Origin of the sequence: Sorangium sp. So ce128, assembly GCF_051525245.1 — a bacterium.
Classification (GTDB): Bacteria; Myxococcota_A; Polyangia; order Polyangiales; family Polyangiaceae; genus Sorangium; species Sorangium cellulosum_B.
On sequence record NZ_CP150313.1, the window covers coordinates 11708057 to 11725630 of the forward strand.

The following is a 17574-nucleotide window of genomic DNA, read 5'->3' on the forward strand; positions in this document are numbered from 1 at the left end:
CCTTCGGACACGGACGAGATCATGGCCCGGTGAGACCGCCGAGCCTTCCACCGGAGCACCAAAAATTCTCACAAAATCGACCTGTTCGACGTTCTAGGAAATCGACTCGGGTTGTTCTAGTCTCCGACCGCCCCGTTTCGGCGTGCAGCGCGACGATCGGCTCGCGCGGGCGAGCTAAGGGAGATGCACTTCAATACGTTCTTCATTAAGGCCACCGGCTTCGGACCCTACCGGTGGCAGCAGCGCGTCGCGCGTGACGGACTGCCTGAGGTGCTCTCGATACCCACCGGGCTGGGTAAGACCGAGGGGGTAGCGCTGGCCTGGGCGTACCGACGCTTGGTCGCGAAGGCGCCGGCTACGCCGCGACACCTGGTCGTTTGCCTCCCGATGCGCGCCCTCGTGCGCCAGACCCACGACCGCTTGGCGCTTGCCTTCGCCAAGCTGCATGCAGCCGGGCTGCCCGAGGTGCGCGTTCATGCGCTCGTCGGCAGCACGCGGCGCGAGGAGCAAGACGCGTGGGTCGCGCATCCCGAGAGGCCGTGGGTGCTGGTCGGGACGCAGGATCAACTGCTCTCCCGTGCGCTCAACCGTGGTTACACCGCGAGCCCCTACGATTGGCCTATCCACTTCGGCGTGCTGAACAACGACTGCCACTGGGTCCTCGATGAGGTGCAGCTCATGGGCCCGGCCGTGTGGACGTCGGCGCAGCTCGATTGGATGCGGCGACTGCGGTTTGGCACGTTGTTGCCGTGCTCCACGACCTGGATGAGCGCCACCGTGGGCACGAACTTCCTCGACACCAGGGATCGACGTGACGGCGGTCTGCGCGCGCCCGTGCCGCTGGAGCTCGATGCGGCGGACGCCGAGCTCCCCCATTCGAAGCTCCGGCTCCGTGCGCGCCGGCCGATCACTTGGTTCGAGCTGAGCACCCCGCCTGCAGGCGCGAGGAGCAAGCGCTCGGCCAAGGCGAAGGAGCCAGCGCAGCAGGGCGGCAGGGCAGCGAAAAAGCCGGTTGCGCCGGAGGCCGAGGCGATCGCGGACGCCGTGCTCGCCGCGCATACGCCCGGTACGCTGTCGCTCGTTGTCTGCAACACCGTGCGTTCGGCCCAGGCGATCTTCCGCGCGCTCCCGGGAAATGCGCCGCGCGTGCTCCTCACGTCACGCTTCCGAGCGGCCGATCGCGCCGCGCACGAGGAGGCTCTCCTGCGCTTCGAGGAGGCTCGAAAAGAGGAGCCGGACCGCCCGGTCCCGGGGAGCCCCGGGCTGATCTGCGTCGCCACACAGGTCATCGAGGCGGGAATCGACGTCTCCGCGCGGCGGCTCTGGTCCGAGATCGCGCCCTGGGCGTCAATCATCCAGCGGCTCGGGCGATTGAACCGGGACGGCTGCGACAACCACGCCGCCCGCGCCGTCATCTTCGAGGCTGTGCGCAATCCGCGCCACGCTGAGCCGGTGGAAAAAGACCGTCTCGGTCCCTACACGGCCGACGCGATCGCGATCTCCAGGCAACTCCTGGCGGAGCTGGTCCCGCTGTCGCAGCGCATGCCGGCTCGTGATGCGCTCGCCAAGATCGAGCGCGGCAAGCTCCGCCCGCGCGTGACCGAGGCACTTGCCGCACCCGTCGCGCCGCTGCCGCGGGCGGTGGACGTGCACGGCCTCTTCGCCACCGAACCCGATGTGCATGGTGGCTTCACGGACGTGAGCCCATTCGTGCGTGATGCCGATCCCAACGCGGACGTGCAGGTCTTCTGGCGGGACTTCAAGTCACCTCCGTGGCGGGATGCGACGACCGGGCCGACCTTCGACCCGCGCGAGGCGTGTGCGGTCTCGGTTCACGCGCTGCGTGACTTCCTTTCCGGAGTCGATGCCTACGTGTGGGATGCAGACAGCGGTCAGTGGCAGAGGAAGACGGCCGCGGCGCTGCGACCGGGGATGGTGGTGATGCTCGCAGGCAGCGCGGGTGGGTACCATCGTGATCTCGGCTGGACCGGAGAGCGGGGCGATCGGCTCGCCGAGCTCGAGCCGCCTGGCCCGGGAGGGCGCACGTATGACGATGATCACCGGAGCCGCCGTGATGCTGGACGCGTGACGCTGGACGTCCACCTGCGGGACGCTGAGCGCGAAGCGCGCACGCTGGTGGACGGGCTCGGTCTGGCGAGCGACCCCCTCGGCCGCGCCGTGGTGCTCGCAGCCCGCGAGCATGACATCGGTAAGGCGCATCCGGCATGGCAGGGCAAGCTCGGCAAAGCGAGCACAGACATGACGCTGTGGGCGAAGTATCCCGTGGATGGCCAGTTCCGCCCGGGCATGCGACACGAGGCTGCGACGGCCCTCGCGATGATGGCTCGCCTGCTGCGCGGCGAGGCCGATTTTCCTGCGCTCAGCGTGTATCTCGCGGCGGCGCACCACGGCAAGGTCCGGACGCACCTCCGGGCGCGGACGATGGACGGCGAAGATGTATGCGGCGTGCCACGGGACTCGGGCCCGTTGCCGATCGGAGCTGGGCAGCCGCTGGATTTCGGTTGCGCCGCCGATGGGGCAGAGGGCGAGTTCACCGATCAAGGTTTCCTCGTCGCGAGCCCCGGCTGGACAGGGATCGTCTCCGATCTGCTCGGCCCCCATCGCCCCGATCGGCCATGGGACACGGGGAGTGTGCCTGCGGGTGAGCCCCGCGACCTGGGACCCTTCCGGCTCGCGTACCTCGAAGCGCTCGTGAGGATCGCGGACTGGCGTGCCAGCCGGATACCTTCGGAAATTCGCGATGATCGGTAAGCGTCAACCTCTGCCCGTCGTGTCGTGCCCTGGCCTCCACCTCGACAGCCTGGGCCACTACCTCGCCGCGCTCGGCCTCCTGGAGGTCACCGCGAAGACCTGGCCGAGCGTGCGCGGGGCGTGGCGCGAGGAGAGCTTCTGTCTGGTGGGCGGACCGCCGGATCTCGTCAGCCTCGCGCGTGCGATACGCGATACAGTTCGCCAGCGCGGGTTCCGCTCTTACCATCGTGAATGGAAGGTACCGCAGAAGCGGGACACAAAGCAGAGCTCCGCAGAAAACGTGGCGGCATGGCGCAGCACGTGCAGCGAGGAAGACCGCGATCTAGTAGATGCGCACATCGTCACTACCGCTCGACTCTGCTTCAACCCCATGCTGGGGACCGGCGGGAACAGCGGCCGCCGCGACTTCGCCGAGGGTTGGGCCAAGGCGACCGCCAAGATCGACGAGGGTAACCCCGAAATTGTTGCAGATCTCGAGAGCTTCCTCGCTGGCGGCCCGTGCGCTATTCGCGGTGATTACAATGGTGGCTCCTGGTTCTCGCAGCAGATCTCGCCGTGGGCGATGGCTTTTGCGTGCGAGGGGCTGCCCTTGCTCGCGGGGAGCGTGTCGCGGCGCCTTGGGGCCAATACGCGCCGCCAGGGAGCCTTCCCCTTCGTGATGGAAGCCGCGGCCCCTACCCGCGAGAACGAGGCCGGGAGGGCGCTCGCCGAGGTGTGGGCGCCGGTCTGGCGTCGACCGCTCGCGGTCGCGGAGGTCGCGGGTCTCTTCGCGCGCGGTCGAGCTGAAGTTGGCCGCGGACGCACGCAGGCGGCGACGTCAGCGGCCGCGTTCGCCGCCGCGATCCTCCAGCGCGGGATCGATGCCGGGATCACCAAGCTGCGCCGCTTTCAGCTCATACGAACCACCAGCTCACAGACCTTCGAGTCGACGCTGGCCAAGACGGTGTTCGTCCGACACGCGCCCGGCCGAGCGGCCGCCTTGGCGGTGGAGGGCGCCGTGAAGATCCGCGAGGCGTTGCCCAAGGACGAGCGACGCGCCAAGGGTTGGATCTTCCGCGGGCTCCGCGGCCCGATCGACGAAGCGCTGATCAACCTGGTGGCGCGGCCCGACGACCTCGACGCGGCATGTGGGCTCCTCGACGCGCTCTGGCGCGCGCTCGAGCGTGTGGACGTCAACAAGACGTTTCGCGGAGCCGAACCTGCATTCCGTCTGCTGCCCGTGTCGTGGCTGGAGGAGTTATTTCGTGACACGGCACCCCCCGCAGAGGCCACGATCGCGATGGCGCTTGCGTCGCTTCTACCCAGCGAGCAGAAGCTGGGGAAGGTCGCGCCGTTCCTGTTCTATCGATTGGGCGTGGAGCCCTCGCGCAAGCGACGCAATCATCTCGCATTTCCCAGAGATGCCCCGCAGCGCCGCGTGTGGACCGGTGCTCCGCTGGAGCGGGATCTCGGACTTGTGCTGCGCCGCCGGCTGCTCGACGCGGCCGCCGTCGAGTCGCCCTTCCGAGCCCGGGCCCTCGTCCCGAGTTCGACGATTGCAGCGTTCCTGCGGGACGAGGTCGATGATGAAGCGATCGCCCACTGGCTCGGGCGCATGTGTCTCTTCGATTGGCAGGCCTTTCAGGCCCGCGTCCCGTCACTCAAGGCGTCGGCACCGGGTCGCGTGCCCGCCGATGGGCTGCTCGCGCTCTACGGCTTTTTCAAGCCGCTTTTTCACGCGTGGCCGGCCGCGCGCGAGGGCGAGCCGGCGCCGTTCTTTCCGGCACGGTCCCCCGCGACCAGCGCCGCCGCGGTCGCGCGGATTGCGGCCCGTCTGGACGCTGGTGATCTCGAGGGCTCGCTCACGGAGGCGCGCGTGCGCTACCGCGCCGCCGGGCGCTCCCCGGCGCAGATCACCGTGCCGCCCGCCAACGTGGACACGCGCCGCCTGCTGGCGGCGCTGCTGATCCCGACATCGCCGCGGGCCATCGTGTCTCTCGCCGACCGCTGGCTCACCCCTGTCCGCCGCAAGGAGAACTCTCTATGAAAGCCGCCCTCGAACCGAACGCACTGCTCGAGTCTGGAGCTCATCGGCTCGTCCTGAGAGCCACGCTCACCCCTGTCGCGGGGCTCGATCGATTCCAGCCGGCCGGCTTCCCCGAGATCGGACACGTCATCTACGATGCTCCGCGCTCGGACGGACGGACGGAGAAGGTGTGCATCATCGACAGCGCGCCGAGCATGGCCAACCACCTCGAGACCGTGTGCCTCAATGGGCCTCATGATCCGAGCCTATCCCCAGCGCTCGCCAAGCTGCCTTACCTCCGATGCGTCACCGGCACCAACCCGAAGAATGCGAGCACCCATGAGCTCGTCGTAACCAGCTTCACTGAAGGCCACCGGCTCGCCTCGAGCTACTTCCTCGAGGGATTTCGCCTGGAGAGGGGCGACAAGGTGGAGCGCCGCTTCGCGGAGGAACTGCACGAGCGGTTCGGCCTGCGCAAGGTCGCGAAGAAATCGCATCTTTTGCCGGACGGCTGGTGGAACGTGTTCGAGACGGTGTTCCAGTACGATCCCAATTCGCTTGTTCACGGCATTTTCTTTCCCAAGTGGCAGATCAGGATCCCTCGCCTGCTGACCGCGGTGCACGAGGCGTTCGGCGCCATGCGCGTGGCCACCTCGGGCGTCAAGTTTGACAGGCTGGGGAAGTCGACGTCTGGACAGCCAATCTTCGCGAAGGACGAGGAGACCGCGGCAGCGATCCGCGCCACGTTCGTCCTGGATCTCGGGCTGGCACGCTCGTTCGGCCGCGAAGCGCGAGGCCTGAACGACAAACAGAAGGCGCTCCTTATCGCGCTCGCGCTGTGGAAGATTGGCGCGCTGCTCAGAGCGCCCTTCCGGTACCGGAGCGGGTGCGATTTGGAGTGTAAGGAGATCGAGATGGAGCTCGGGTCGGCAAAGAAGATGACGCTCGCACCAGACGGGCTGTCGATCGAGATCGGCAAGTACATCAAGGACGCGCGCTTCAAGAATGGCATCACCGACGTGTTCTGGCCGCAAACGGAGCTATTCACGGAGGCAGTAAAAGACGAAGGTGAGCAGGACGCGGGGGAAGTTGAAGAGGACGAGGCAAGCGAGTAGGCGATGCAGGTCATCCTCCGGCAGGCGTTCCCGCTCGGGCGCTTCCATGCCACGCCATGGGGCGCGAGCGCGTTCGATGATCCCTACGGCGAGTGGCCGCCCAGCCCGTTCCGCCTGGTACGCGCCATCGTGGCTCGGTTTCACCAGCTCGCCCGAGAGCGCGGCGAAGCCGCTGAGGCGCTCGAGGATCTCGTGCGCGCGCTCGTCACCTGCGAGGTGCGATACCACCTGCCGCCGACGGCATCGCGCGGGCCGGCGGTCCGCCAGTACCTTCCCGACATCGACATCAGATGGAATCCGGCCGGGTTGAAGGACCAGGCCAAGGGCGCAATGAAAGTCTCCAAGCGCTTCCTCGCGCAGGACAACTGCGTCGCCGTCCCGCCCGACGGAGCCATTTACTGGTTCCTCGACGGCCCCAACTGGACCGACGCGGGCCTGGCGCTCCTCGATGCGTGTCTCGCCCGAATAACGTACTTCGGTCGCGCCGAGGCGATCACCGACATCGACCGCGTGGTGGAGCGCCCATCTGGTATCGACGTCAACTGCGAGCTCACGGACCGGCGCGAGCGCGGGGCCGTTCCCGTTCTCTGCGCATGCCGCGACATGACGGCGGCGATGGCGAGCGACGAGGCCGCACTGCACGGCGCCACAGTGCCACCAGGGGCTGTGTGGCGCTTTGCGGTCCGTCCCCCCAAACCGGCGCCCAGGCGCGCCGCGATAACCCGCCGCTACGAGCGCACGCAGCTCGTTCAGTTTGCTCTCGGCGCGTCCGTCGAGCCCCCGATGGAGGCGATCGCCACGATCACCGGGAGGTTCCGCGGGCGCGTCCTGCGCGAGGCGCTCACCGCGCTCAATGATGGAGCGCTGACGCGATGGAACGACGCATCCCCAGGCCTCCGCGCCCGCATCGCCGGCCTGGCGGGGAAGGACGCCGCGGGGCTTCCGCTCGAAGGCAACGCGCACGCGAGCTATCTTGTGTGGTGCGACGGTCGCCGCCTCACGCGGCTCTTCGTCTACCGCGCTCGTCCTTTCGAGCCGTGGGAACAGGACGCCATGCTGCGCGCGGCCGAGGCTCCGCTCGAGTGGTCACGGACCGAGAGCGAGGGCTGGACGGTGCGGATGGTGCCGCTGGACTCGGCCGTTCCGCCGCCGTCGGGGTTCGATGGCATACCGAGTCGCGCGTGGTCGTCGGTCACGCCATTCGTCCCTGCGCGGTATTCTTTCGACCGCCGCGGGCGGGACAAGAAGGGCGAGATGCCACAGGATCAGATCGTCGAAGAGCTGGCCCGGCGCGGCTGGCCGCCGGCAGAGGTCGCGTCCATCGACGACGCCGGCTGGGTGCGCGTGCACGCGCCGAAGCGTAGCGTCGGCGGTGCGACCAACAACGCCAGACGGAGCTTCCATGTCCGGCTCACCTTTGCCAAGCCTGTCGTCGGGCCTCTCCTGCTCGGGCATTCGAGCTTCTTCGGCCTCGGCCTGTTCGAGCCTTGCGACTGACCCCGAGACGGGCCCGCGGCTGAACTCGGGTGCGTTCCGTGGGCAATGCCGTGGAAAGCGCCTGTCGGTCCCACCATCACGACCATCGCTCCCCAGTGTCCTCGCCAGCATCATCGCCTTGGACCTCTCCAATTGATGGCTCTGCTCACCGCCAGGTATCTCCGGCTAGTGCTGCTGCTGGTGGAGGTACCGCGGCCGGAGCCCGCGGCGCGGCTGCGGATCTAGGTGCCGGCGATCCGGGTGGCGCACACCGGCGGACCCTCAAGTCATGTCGTGCTGCTGACGCGAGCGGTGGCGCGCGGTCCGACTCTCCCGCGGAACCAGCGCGCCGGCGCGTTGCGCTCGCGCCCAGCGAATCGCGAGCTCGCGACGGCGGTGCCGCGCCTGATGCTACGCTGCCCGTGCGCTGTCATGACCCTGTTCGACGCCTACTTCTTCGTGGACTGGAGCGCGAGCAGCGCGCCGACGCGCCTCAAGCCGAAGAAGTACGCGGTCTGGCTCGGCGAGCTCGTTCGTGGCTCACCTCCGACGGAGCGCTATCACCGCACACGCCCGGCTGCCACGTTGCAGGGTCATGGGGCCACCACGTTGCAGGGTCATGGGGCCAGGGGGAGACGACGTGATCGGTCTCGACGATGCCCGAGACCGCGAAGCGTGTCGAGGTCCCCGGAGCCGGGCGCGAAGCGACCGGCGACGTCTCTCTTTTTTGCAGGGTCATGGGGCCACCGAGGCCCCCTGTAGGCTCCCGTGCAGGGTCCGCGACGCTCACGAGCAGGAAGGTCCACCCCGCCCCCGGCGGCGCCCGCGGTCACGTCGACGAGGGTGGGCCAGGCGCGCCGAGTGGAGCGAGGGGTCAGAGGCGCGGCCCCGGGCGTGACCTCGTCGCCGGGGCCGCAGCGGTCATCGCCGCTTGCTGCGTGGGTGGGTTGGCGGCTTGCTGCGCGCGGGCAGTGGCGGAGCCGTGTTGGTCTCGTCGAGCTTCGGCTTGAGCCGTGGCCTGTACGACTCGCCCTCGATGATGAAGTCGAACGCCGCGTTCTTGAACCGATCGACGGCGCTCTGCGCGAGTAGCACGTCGTCGAACATCGCGATCCACTCGGCTGTATCGCGGTTGCTCGTGACGATCATCGATGCATTGCCCGTACGTTCGAGGAAGAGCTGGTACACGTCGCGGCTCTCTTCCTTGTTCATCGCCTCGAGCGCGAAGTCGTCCAGGATGAGCAGGTCGACGGTCGTGAGCGCGACCATCTCGGCGTCGCGTGAGTTGTCGAGCCTGCTCTGGCGCAGCCTGCGCAGCATCGCGTCGGCGCGCAGAAAGCGCACGCTGTAGCCGTGCTGGCACGCGAGGTGTCCGAGCGCGCTCGCAAGGAAGGTCTTGCCCACGCCGACCGAGCCGAGAATGACGATGTGCTTGTGCTCCTCGAGAAAGCGCAGGCTCGTGAACCCACCGAGCAGACGCTTGTCGAAGCTGACCTTCGCGGTCTTGTCCCAGAGCTCCAGACGCATGCTGGGATTGAGCCCGGCGTCGCGCACGCGGCTCTCCGTCGCGCTCGCCTCGCGGCGCGCGATCTCGTCGGTCAGCAGCATGAGCAACATCTCCTCGTGTCCCATCGACTGCTTCTCGGCGAGCAGGAGGCGCTCGCGTAGCGTCGCGGCGATGCGGCCGAGACGCAAACGCTTGAGCGCCGTGACGAGCGCAGGGTCGACGTCACTGGAGCTCATCACGCCTCCTCCTTCGCCGCGGCAGCCGCCGGCGTGCGTGTCGCGAAGTGCTCGGTGCTGCGCGCGAACCGCGGCGTGGGGAGCGCAACGACCTTGCGCTCATCGGTCGACGGTGATGCGGGCGTCTTCGCCGTCTCGAGCATGCGCGCAACGCGCTGGACGTCGACGACATCGAACGCGAGCGCGCTCTGGCAAATCGCCTCGACACGCCCGCTTCCGAACTTGTTGCACAGCCGCAGCAGCGCGTAGACGAGCCGCATGCGCGTCCAGGGGAGCGGCACGTCGAGCAGCCGCTCGGCGTAGATGCCGACGTGCGCACCGCACTTCTTCGCGCTCGCGACGAGCGAGGCCACGTCACGCACCGCCGCGACGTCCTTGCCCGCGGGGTAGTCGCTCGGGTCGGTTGCGCGTTTGCCCGGCGCGACGCGCGCGTGCACCTTCACGAGCTCCGTGCCGGCGTAGATCCTCACCGACACGCTGTCGGCGCGAACGCGCACCGTGCTGCCGACGTAGCGCGTAGGCACGCTGTAGAGCGACCGGAGCACCTGCACGTGATGATCGGGGTGCACCTTCGCGTCAGTCCAGTGCGGCACGTCGAACGGCTCTGCCGGCGCCGGCTTCATCGCGCTCTTCTCGCGCGCTTCGAACACCTCGCGCGGCACCTCGCGTGTCGTGCCGTGGACGCGCGCGCCGGCGACGTCGCGACACCATCGCTCGGCGGACGTGCGCGCCTCGTCGAGGCTCGTGAACGACTCGCCGTCGAACCAGCTCTCCCGCACGTAGGCGACTTGGTTCTCTACCCGCGCCTTGTCTTTGGGCGACCTGACGCGCGCGGCATCGACGAACAGCCCGCGCGTCTGCGCGTAGTCGAGGAAGGCGGGCACGAGCACCGGGGCGAGCTCGTCGGCGCGCAGCACGATGGCCTTCATGTTGTCCGGGAGGATCACTCGTGCCATCGCGTCAAAGAACTTCCACGCTGCATCCAGGCCCGCGCACACCGCCGCTGTGGTCTGCTCGAACGACGGCCACACGAACTGGTAGCGGCTGTACGCGAGCGTCACCACCAGCACCCACAGGTTGCGAACCCGCTGCGTCGTCGGGTCGAACAGCCTGCCCATCAGGCCGAAGTCGACCTGCGCGACCTCGCCGGGCTCGGTGTCCGCGACGCGAACCGTCGGCGTCTTTTTACGCCACGCCAGCTCCTCCTTGGCGAAGCGTCGGAGCGTGTAGTAGCTCGCGCTGACGCCGTGGTCGCGCTTGAGCAGCGTGTGGATCTTCCGCAGCTTCAGCGGCCGAGTTTGGGTGAGCCAGGCCTCAATGCTCGCGCGATGCGCGCCGATCTGCTGCCACTCCTCACTGGCGTCGGGCACCGGGCGCGCCTGTACACGCTGGGCGATGGCGTGGATCTCCTCGTCCGTCGGCTCGCGGCCGCGCGGCAGGGGCAGCGTCGCTGCGGCATCGAAGTACCTGCCGACCGTCTTGCGGTCGAACCCCGTCTCGCGCGCCACGTGACGCGCGCTCTGACCCGCCGCACGACGGCGGAGCATCTCCTTGATGTCAACCATGATCAGCTCTCGGTAGGGCATCGGCCTCCTTCCGACGGCGACCCGCGCCGTCGTCGCAAGGAGCCCATTTCAGATCCCGACCGCGGCGTCCCGAGCTGGCCCCATGAGGCTGCAAAAAACCTCGGAAGCTGGCCCCATGACCCTGCAAAAAACTGGGTCACGCCCCCGCGCGGGTGGCCCCATCCTCCTGCAATTGGGGTGGCCCCATGACCCTGCAAAAAACGCCGTCAGGTGGCCCCATGAGGCTGCAAACTGGCACGCCCGGCCTTCATTGACGAACTCCTCGGGCGGATACGCGCGCTCGCCGCGTAGGCGACGCGTGCTCGTCGGGTTCGACTTCGCGTACAGGTCCCCACGAAGGCTCGCCGATGCGCTCGACCAAGCGCAGGTGCGGGCTCTCTGCGCGTGGGCGAACGCACCGACGCGGCGGGTCAACTCGGCGCGTTCTTCGACCGGCCGAGGGGGATGCCCGACCCCGTGGCGCAGGACGGCGTCGAGGAGGAAGGGTCATCCTTGGCCTGCCTCGGCTTGACCTCCAGCGGCGCGTCACCTCGGCGTGCGCCAATTCGCAGGTACTCGTTCGGGATCTGGCAAACTTCTGGCACGGCGAGCCACCAGCGGTTTCGTGTCACACGTAAATGATTGGAATCCCTCGTGAATAGTCCCCCAGAGGGCCCCCCAACCATCGTTTTTGAAAACCGCCGTTGGGGCAACTCAACCAGGGGTTCGAATCCCTTCTCCTCCGCTGAATTTGCTGTGGGTTCCGATAATTGCCGCGGTTGAGAAGAGGGACGGGAAGGGGTCAGCCGCCGACTGGGTGGACCCGAGATTTGGCCAACGTTGGGCACGGCAGGTCCCTGGGTCCGGCTCTAGCTGTGTGAGTGGCTCCGTTGCGCGCGGCCCAGATTCACTATCGCCCTGCGCCGAGCTATTCCGATAGCCCGTGGCTCTGATGAGGCATCGACCGGATGCGTCGTGCTTGCTTAAGGACCCTCTCCCCGGCCGGAGCTGGTCGTGTCCGAGTAGGGGCGTGCCAAGCGACGGTCATGGATCTCTCGCGGCCTTGCTGAAGGCCTTTGGAATCGCTTGAAGCTGAAGCGTGGGCTTCCTCTATCTGCGCATCAGCCACTGCCTGTACGTTACACAGGCCCGTTCCCACGCCGCCCGCACGGCCGGCTCGCTCGACATCCGCCCTGTCCAGTAAGCGTTGACATTCGTCCATTGCTCCTGCGTGAGCCCGTACCGCGACGAGATCTCCTGCGCCTGACCCGGCGCCGCCGCGAACTCCACGCAGAGCGATGCATATTGCTCCAGCGTCAGCGTGGGTGGCCCCGGCGCCGCGTCCGCGGGAAGCGCGTCGTGCGGCGCGAGTGAGGTCCGCACGTCGGGTGTCCCCTGCGGGACGGCCGACGCCGGCCTCACGGAGCTCCCCTGCGCCAGCACGGCCGCTACGACCGACGAGATATCGAGCGTTTCGCCCCCCACCCGCGGCGCGGCGGGGCCCAGCGCCCGCGAGGCCTCCGCGGGGGCAGCCGCGTGGGATGGCGAGCCAGACCTGTCGCCCGGCTCGCCGGACGAGAACGGAAGCGCCGGCTTCACGGGCGCATTTGCGAGCGCGGGCTGCGTCCCATGAATGTGGGTCCAGTGCCTCATGCCCTTCGGCATCACGAAGGCCGGCGCGACGGGCGTGGGAGGCACGGGCGGCGCCACAAGCCCGAGCGGAGGCGGCGCGAGGTTCCGTATCGGCTGGGCCGGAGGCGGCGCGCTCAGCTCGACAACCGGCCGCAGTGGCAGCTGCTGCGCCGTCGCCGGCTTCTTCTCGCGCTCGCCGAGCAGCGGACCAAGCGACGCAATGGGCGGCTTCTCGCGGGCGAGCCGGTCCTTCGTCTGCGCCACCGCGAGCCCGAACTGCCGCGAGAGTACCTCGTCCTCCCGCTCGCTCGCGTCGGCGAGCGCGTCGGTCCACGAGGAGACGGCCTCCTCCCAGTCGTCCTCGTCGACCCCGAGACGCGCGAGCACTTCATGCTTCTTGGCGCGAGGGAAATAGCGCACGTGCGCCATGATCTCTCCGTACCGCGCGATCGTGAGCCCGCCGTGCGTCGTCTCCTCGCCGTCGTCTTCTCCGCTCCCGAGCCCTTCGGGCGGCGCGCCGTTCGCGTCGGTCATCGCTCTCCTCGACTTCGTCAGCAGTTGAGCTTCACCGTGCCCCCGGTGACCGTCACCGTGCTTCCGCTGATGTCAACCGTCCCTCCCGTGATCTTCACGTCCCCTTGGATCGACACCGCGCCGCCGTTCACCAGCACGGTAGCGGCGTTGAGCTCGTAGAGCGCGGTGCCGACGCGGATCTTCGCGGAGCCGTTGATGTCGATCCAGGCGGCGTTGGCATTCAGGTTGCTGCCGGCGTTGATCTCGACGACCGCCGCGCCGGCGCGAAGCTTCTCGCCGCCTCGCACATCGATCCAGGGGGACGTCACGACAGCGTTGTTGCCGGCCTGGACGTTCACCTCCGTGCCGGCGCGCAACGAGATGTTGCTGTCGGCGCCCAGGTGCATGTCCCTCGAGGCCGTCGCCTCCAAGTCGCCCCCTTCGGCGGCGAGCTGCATGTTCGCGCCGGCAAGCTCCTTGATGTCGGTCTTCGCGATCATGGTGATCGTCGAGCCCGAGCTCACCGAGATCGAACCCGCGCTGGTCGACTGTGACCCGACCACCTCGACGCTCTGGTCGTGCTTGACCTTGGTCACGTAGTCGCGCGCCGCATGGATGTCGATCCGCTCCTGGCCCTTCTGGTCCTCGAACGACAGGAGGTTGTAGTTACCGTCGAACGGGCTCGTATAGCTCTTAAGCGCGCTGTACGTGGGCCGGCTGGCCGCGTTCTCGGGCGCTGGGTTCGCGCCGTTGTACACACGCCCCGTGACGATCGGCCGGTCCGGATCGCCCTCCAGGAAATCAACGATCACCTCGTCGCCCACGCGCGGGTTCCAGATCGCGCCGTGCCCCCGGCTGCCGGCGAAAAGGTTGCTGACGCGAACCCAGCAGGAGGTCGCCTCCTTCTCGTGACGTCCCACGTCAACATCCCAGTGAAAGCGCACCCGCACGCAGCCGGCGTTCTCGGGCCCGCCCACGTTGATCTCGGCCTCGGCCGCGTTCGGTTCCGCGGTGACGATCGCCGTCTGGCTCCCGACGATCCGCGGGCGCGGCGTGGCGCGCGCCGGGCGGAAGTTGGACTCGCCTGTCTTGGCGACGGCGCCACAGCGGATCGCCTCGAAGACGTTGGTGTACGGCGCGGTGTCTGAGCCGCGCGTCGCGAAGCTGCCGCGCTCATGGCCGTGGTGCCGGATCGCGGTCACCAGATACCTCCCGGACCAGCGCGCGTTCGGGTGATCGAGCGTGAACAGGGTGCCTGCGCCGAGCAGCCGGCAATGCCCCTCGCCGGAGGCGAATTGCCGCTCGGTGTCGAAGCGCTGCTCGATCTTCTCGGCGAGCACCTCGCCCGTCTCCCTGGAGTGCTCGTAGCGGCCCGGGTGCTGGTAAACCTGGAAGTCGGTCACGCCCGCAGGGGACGACGCGATCAGATCGAGCTGGGGCTTGCACCAGTTGAAATCGCTGAGAGAGGCTGCCTTGGGGCGCACGCGCGCGCCGACCTGGAACGCGTGCACCTCGCGCCCCAGGATGCTCGGTCCGAGCGGGCTCTTGTCCGGGAGGAGGGGGCGGCCGTCGTCGGCATCGGTGATCACCAGGCGGCACTCGTCGCGCGTGTGCTCGAAGTGGTAGGAGATCCCCTCTTCCTCGAGGAGCCGCGCGATGAAGGCGAAGTCAGTCTCCTGGTACTGCACGCAGTAGGGCCTGGCCGCGTCGTCGACGAGGCGCCTGAGGTCGTGGATCGACCACAGGTAGGTCGCCGCAGCGGGCTTGAACGCGCTCTCATCGCCGTCGTCGCCGGGCGGCGAGTCGCTCTTCGAGAGCGTGAGCCCGGCGCCCCAGGCGGCCCGCGTCAGGGCCTGCTCGAGGATGTGCTTGAGCGTCTTCTCCAGGTAAATGACGCTCTTCTTCATCATCGTGGCGCGGAAGAAGGGCGGGACCAGGGTGACACGATAGCGCGTCCCGAACGAGACATCGCCGAGCTCCCGCGCCGTGCTGATGAGGCCATGGATGATCCGGAATGGCGGGTCGGTCCAGGTGCGGATCCGCAGCGCGGCGCGCGCGCCCACCAGGTCGGAGACATCGACGTCGGGCGCGGGACCGCGGCGCACGAGATCGATCTCGAACTCGTAGAGAGCGTTGATGGCCTCGGTCCCTCGGAACTCGAGCACCTCGAGGTGGTGCCAGGGGCCTTCCGAGGAGCTGGCCCCCTCCCAGGCGAACGTGAAGTCCTTATCCATTCGACACTCCAGCGCTCTGTGACCTGTGCCGCACGCTCACTCTATCCCGATCCGAACGAGAGCTGCACCCGCGTGGGCTCGATCGCGAGGAGCCGCCCCGAGCGCGGCGCAGCGTAGGCACGGTAGATCGACCCCTCGACGACGGCCGCGAAGAGCTCGCCCTGGTGCGACACGTCGAACGAGCGATCGCCCATCAGCAGCGATCGCCGGATCCGGCCGTGGCGCTGGACCACGAGCTGCTTCGTGCACGGCCCCTCGACGGCGACGGCGCGCCCCTCGCGCGCGTCCTCCGCTTCGGCGGCTCGCGCGAAGCGCCGGAGGACGGCCGCGACGATGGCGAGCGCGAACGCACCCCCTGCGACGGCGAGCAGCGCCGGCCACCGCGCGGCGCGGCCGGCGGAGCTCGGGCCGGAGAGCCCATCCAGGAGCGCACCCCCGGTCGCCAGGAGCAGGAAGAACACGCCGGCGCACCCGAGCCTCGACGCGAACGCCGCGTCCGTGCCCCGCCGTGCCCCGAGCGCCGCGCTCTGCTCGGCGCTCATTCGGCCGCTCCGGTTCGCTGCCAGCGCCGCTTCCGTGATGTCCTGCGCGCCGCGGAGGACCGCGTGGAGGTTCGTTTGGTACACCTCGGGCGAGGCCATCGGCTCGGCGCCGACGACGGTCCGCGCGTGGGGCGCGAGGTAGAGCCGGTAAGGGCCCGGTGGGAGTCCGAGCCAGGGTGCGAGCAGCGCGGGAGCCTGCCGCGGCGCCACAGCGAAATAGGCCGCCTGCACCGGCTCAAGCCGGCCAGGTTGGGGCGCATCTGCCGAACGCTTGTCGCGGATCGCTTGAAAATCGAAGACCACCTCACCCTCGAACGCGACGACCCGCCCGTCCGCGAGATCGCGCCGCCAGCCTTCGTACTCAGGACGCGCGAGCCACGCGCCGAGCTGCGCCTCGATTTCGCGGCGCTGTCCGGGCCCGAGCTGCCCCTTCCGGTTCCATGTGAGCTCCTCGGCATCCATCGCGCGCCCGTCTCTCACCCTTCTCGCGCGCCCTCGTCCGAACGCGCGGAGCAGGTCCTCGTCCCCCGACACGTCCGATGCAGCCACGGTCGCCGGCTCGGCGGGCGCCGCGGGTGCTGCGCCGAGGGTGGCGGAGAGCTGCGCTTTCATCCAGCCCGGCACCCGCAACTCCCCGTCGCTGTTGAGCAGCACGCGCTCGCCGTTCACCTTCACGTCGTCGTTCGCGGTGATCGCCACGTCGCCCTCGGTCGCGGTGATCGCCGCGTCCTGCGCGGTGATCACCGCGACCTCGGCCGCGTCGACCTCGAAGCGGCGGGCCGCGACCTTGAAGCTGTCGCAGGCGACCGCCACCTCACGGCTCGCGCGGAGCTCGACGTCGGTCGCATCGAGCACCACCTTCGCGCCGGAGGCGGTGATCTCGAGGGTGAGCTCGACGCGCCCCGTCCCGCTCACGAGGACCACGCGCTCGTGATCGGGCGCCGAGGTCACCTGCATCGTCTTGCCCAAGCGGATCGGGATTCGCTCGTCCCGCCGCGCCGTCGCGACGGTGCCCACCGCCTCGACGAGGGGTACGTCATCGATCTCCATCGCCTGCCCGGCGAGCGGCTCACGGCGCGTGTTCATTCCCCCTCACCCAGATCATCGGCTCCACCGTACCGCGTGGCGCGTCTTCTCGAGCTGCATCTCGGTCGGCGGCCTGTCGACCGGCATCCTTCCCACCCACACGCAGACAAGGAGCTCTCTGTCCGGGCGCAGGATCACGGTGCGGAGCCCCGGCGCGAGCTCCCGGGGCGCGCCGCCGAAGAGCTCGAGGATCATCTGCGGCCGCTCGTGGGGCAAGGGCACCTCCATCGCCGGGCGCTCCGGGTGCATGTGCTCGATCCGGATCACTTCGCCGCCCGTGAAGTCGGGGAAGATCATCCGGGCGGGCGCGCCGGTGGTGCAGCTTCTGGCCCTGGCCGATCGCGAGGTCGCCGTGGGCGAGCTCATCCCGCCGGGGAGCGTCTTCAACTCCTACGAGGCTTGCCTCAAATTCACCCACGGCGGGACGACGCGATACCTCGGCGGCGGGGTACCCGCGGGAAACTTCAGCGTGCGATGATCCAGGGCCGCGTCTCGATCTACGTCGCCACCGAGCCGCGCGACTTGCGCCGATCGTTCGATGGCCTCGCCGCCGTCGTGCGCGAGGTGCTGCGGCAGGATCCGCTCTCTGGGGCGCTGTTCCTCTTTTTCAATCGAGCAGCCGACCGCTGCAAGGCCCTGTGGCGGGACCGCAGCGGGTATTGCCTGCACCCTCTTAAAAAGCAAAAAGTCACGAGTACTTACCGCCTCGTGGGCAAGTCGCTCGAAGAGCAGGTGCTGAGGCCCCTCACAGAGTGAATGCTTTGCGATGCTTACAGTTGACACACAGAACAAATCATCTCCTGATGAGAATTTTTTTTCTTCCCTCACCTTCGCCGATGCGACCTGCCGTCGGAGGCCGGCGCGTGAGAAAGATGCTGGCGCCGGGAGGGA

Annotated in this window: 12 protein-coding genes; 6 read left to right on the plus strand and 6 right to left on the minus strand. The window is 68.6% G+C overall.

Features of this window, described 5'->3' with window-relative positions; genetic code table 11:
- Positions 1–183: 183 nt before the first annotated feature.
- Genes cas3g through csb2 form a run of 4 tightly spaced genes read left to right on the plus strand, consistent with a single transcriptional unit; the run spans position 184 to position 7389 of the window.
- Complete coding sequence (gene cas3g / locus WME82_RS44455; protein WP_438040261.1) at positions 184–2772, plus strand: type I-G CRISPR-associated helicase/endonuclease Cas3g; 2589 nt, start codon at positions 184–186, stop codon at positions 2770–2772.
- Positions 2762–4798, plus strand: coding sequence for a type I-G CRISPR-associated protein Cas8g1/Csx17 (gene cas8g1, locus WME82_RS44460; RefSeq protein WP_438040262.1), 2037 nt, complete (start codon positions 2762–2764; stop codon positions 4796–4798). Before cas3g ends, cas8g1 begins: the two co-directional genes overlap by 11 nt.
- Positions 4795–5892: a type I-G CRISPR-associated protein Cas7 gene (locus tag WME82_RS44465; RefSeq protein ID WP_438040263.1), complete on the plus strand. Its 1098-nt coding sequence runs from the start codon at positions 4795–4797 to the stop codon at positions 5890–5892. Before cas8g1 ends, WME82_RS44465 begins: the two co-directional genes overlap by 4 nt.
- A 3-nt stretch (positions 5893–5895) precedes the next feature.
- Positions 5896–7389, plus strand: coding sequence for a type I-G CRISPR-associated protein Csb2 (gene csb2, locus WME82_RS44470; RefSeq protein ID WP_438040264.1), 1494 nt, complete (start codon positions 5896–5898; stop codon positions 7387–7389).
- Positions 7390–8289: 900 nt separating this feature from the next.
- Here the strand turns inward: csb2 and WME82_RS44475 are convergent.
- From WME82_RS44475 to WME82_RS44500, 6 genes are all read right to left on the minus strand, one after another.
- Positions 8290–9111: an ATP-binding protein gene (locus WME82_RS44475; protein ID WP_438038802.1), complete on the minus strand. Its 822-nt coding sequence runs from the start codon at positions 9109–9111 to the stop codon at positions 8290–8292.
- Positions 9111–10697 carry an IS21 family transposase gene (istA, locus tag WME82_RS44480; RefSeq protein WP_438038801.1) on the minus strand — a complete coding sequence of 529 codons (1587 nt, stop codon included), beginning with the start codon at positions 10695–10697 and terminating at the stop codon, positions 9111–9113. The genes WME82_RS44475 and istA overlap by 1 nt, the downstream gene beginning before the upstream one ends.
- Positions 10698–11786: 1089 nt before the next feature.
- Entirely contained in the window at positions 11787–12842 is a 1056-nt protein-coding gene (locus WME82_RS44485) for a hypothetical protein (RefSeq protein WP_438040265.1), read from the minus strand.
- Between the two features lie 17 nt (positions 12843–12859).
- Positions 12860–15055, minus strand: coding sequence for a type VI secretion system Vgr family protein (locus tag WME82_RS44490; protein ID WP_438040266.1), 2196 nt, complete (start codon positions 15053–15055; stop codon positions 12860–12862).
- 41 nt (positions 15056–15096) lie between these two features.
- Entirely contained in the window at positions 15097–16683 is a 1587-nt protein-coding gene (locus WME82_RS44495; protein WP_438040267.1) for a hypothetical protein, read from the minus strand.
- A 15-nt stretch (positions 16684–16698) separates the two neighbouring features.
- Positions 16699–16980, minus strand: a complete 282-nt coding sequence (locus WME82_RS44500; protein WP_438040268.1) for a DUF2169 domain-containing protein — start codon at positions 16978–16980, stop codon at positions 16699–16701.
- Between WME82_RS44500 and WME82_RS44505 the strand changes: the two genes are divergently transcribed.
- Both WME82_RS44505 and tnpB read left to right on the plus strand, forming a co-directional pair.
- Positions 16961–17161 (plus strand): hypothetical protein, encoded by a 201-nt coding sequence (locus tag WME82_RS44505; RefSeq protein WP_438040269.1) that lies wholly within the window; start codon positions 16961–16963, stop codon positions 17159–17161. The two genes, WME82_RS44500 and WME82_RS44505, sit on opposite strands and share 20 nt — an antisense overlap.
- The gene (gene tnpB / locus WME82_RS44510; RefSeq protein WP_438040270.1) at positions 17158–17439 is read left to right on the plus strand and encodes an IS66 family insertion sequence element accessory protein TnpB; all 282 of its coding nucleotides are present in this window, start codon (positions 17158–17160) and stop codon (positions 17437–17439) included. Before WME82_RS44505 ends, tnpB begins: the two co-directional genes overlap by 4 nt.
- The last annotated feature ends 135 nt before the right edge of the window (positions 17440–17574 follow it).